General features: G+C 69.3%; 1 protein-coding gene and 1 pseudogene. Both read right to left on the bottom strand.

The features are described 5' to 3' along the window. Nucleotides 1-711: pseudogene (locus tag VET27_RS24605) on the bottom strand (cutinase family protein); the annotation flags it as partial. Nucleotides 712-773: 62 nt separating this feature from the next. Continuing rightward, nucleotides 774-2073 (bottom strand): protein adenylyltransferase SelO (locus VET27_RS24600; protein ID WP_526522398.1); only part of this gene is annotated, 1300 nt, incomplete at its 5' end.

Below are 2073 nucleotides of genomic sequence, written 5' to 3'. Positions count from 1 at the left end.
TGGGCGGTGTCGACCCGAGCTTGTCCGCGGCGTCCGTCGCGGCTTGGTCCACCACCCCATCCGGTATGTAGGCGTTGTGGAGCGCGAAGTCCCCGCCGTCGGAGCAGATCGGATCTCCAGGGACGCACGAGTCGAGAGTCTTGCCCGCATACAACGGACCGATGGCGATCGCCGGCTCGCCGACCAACCCCATGAACCTTGGCGAGGGCTTGCCGAACAGGGCAACCGCGGCAACGTGATTGGCCACGGAGGCCGGCATGGGCCCGGTGACGCCCGAGTCGGCCGCTCCTGCGGGCACGACGTCCGACGTGACGAACCCGGCGACCGCCGCTCCCTGAGAGAAACCGCCGAGGACGAGCTTGGTGTTCGGACACCTCGCGGCCGTGGCCTGGATGTGATGTGGGCGGCCGCATCGTTGATCCCGTCGACTGCTCGCGGGAAGTCGCCGGACGCGGGGTATCGAACCGCGTACACCTCAACCGACTTCGGCCCCACCTTGGTTTGCAGCGAGTCGACGAAAGCCTCACCCACGCCGCCAACGCCCGGCGGCTCACCGGTGCCGCGGGCGAACACCACTTCGACGTCGGAGCAGCCCGAGTTGGACGCGTTGGGAAGGGGTTCGGCGGAGGCGAGGGGGACGGGAGCGCTCACCAGCGCCCGCGTCGCCGTTACCGCAACACCGAGGACGTGCGTGAGGTGGCTCGATTTCATGATCGTGGATTGCCGCCCTCACGGCTGTCAGAAACCTACGAAAGTGTGACTTCGATCAACCGCTACGTTCCGCAGAACGTCTGGTAGGGGCCGAAATCGTCCGGTGCGGGCGCGGCGTACCGCTCGAGGTCCGGCCGTTCGTCGAAGGGGGTCGTCACCGCGTCCAGCAGCCGTGCGATGGGGCCGAGATCGTTCGACGTCGCCGCGTCGAGAGCTTCCTCGACGAGGTGGTTTCGCGGGACGTAGACGGGGTTCGCCCGGTCCATTGCCTCGGCGTCGGGTTCCAGCGCCCGCCATCGCGCGAGCCAGCCGTCGAAGGCAGCGAGGTCGACGAAGAGTCCGCGGGCGGGCTCGGCGTCACCGCGGGCCGCTGCGCCAAGGAGTCGGAAGAAGGCCGTGTAGTCGACGTGACTCTGCTCTAGTTGCGCGAGCAGGGCCGCGGCCAGCGACGTCACCGCCTCGTCGTCGGCGACCGCGGGCAACCCCAGTTTGGCCCGCATGCCCGACGACCAGGCGGCGTCGTAGGCCGCGCCGAAGCGACCGAGTGACTCCACCGCGAGGTCGACGGCGTGCTGCTGGTCATCGGAGATGAGGGGCAGCAGTGTCTCGGCGAAGCGGGCCAGGTTCCATTGGGCAACGACGGGCTGATTGGCGTAGGCGTAGCGCCCGGCGTGGTCGATCGAGCTGTACACGGTCGCCGGATCGTAGGCCTCCATGAAGGCGCACGGCCCGTAGTCGATCGTCTCGCCCGAGATCGTCATGTTGTCGGTGTTCATCACCCCATGGATGAAGCCGACGAGCATCCACCGAGCCACCAGCGACGCCTGAGCGGCGACGACCGAGTCGAACAGGGCCAGGTAGGGATGCTCGGCCGCTGCGACGTCGGGGTAATGCCTGGCGATCGCGTGGTCGGCGAGGCGGCGCAACAGGTCGACGTCACCGGTGGCCGCCGCGTACTGAAAACTCCCGACGCGAAGATGACTGCTCGCGACGCGCGCGAGCACGGCACCGGGCAGAAGCGTGTCGCGCTGCACCGGTTGCCCGGTCGCCACCACGGCCAGAGCCCTCGTGGTGGGGATGCCCAACGCGTGCATCGACTCGCTTACGACGTACTCGCGCAGCATCGGTCCCACCGCCGCGAGGCCGTCGCCCCCGCGCGCGAACGGCGTGCGCCCCGAGCCCTTGAGGTGGAGATCGCGAAGGCGTTCGTCGACGCCGACGAGTTCGCCGAGTAGCAGCGCCCGGCCGTCGCCGAGGCGGGGCACGTAGCCGCCGAACTGGTGTCCGGCGTAGGCCTGCGCGACGGGAGTGGCACCGTCGGGGACGGCCGCGCCGACCAGGAAGGCCAGTCCGTCTGCGCTC

The sequence above is a fragment of the Mycobacterium sp. genome, assembly GCF_035633495.1.
Lineage (GTDB): Bacteria > Actinomycetota > Actinomycetes > Mycobacteriales > Mycobacteriaceae > Mycobacterium.
This window is presented reverse-complemented; position numbering and strand designations above follow the sequence as displayed.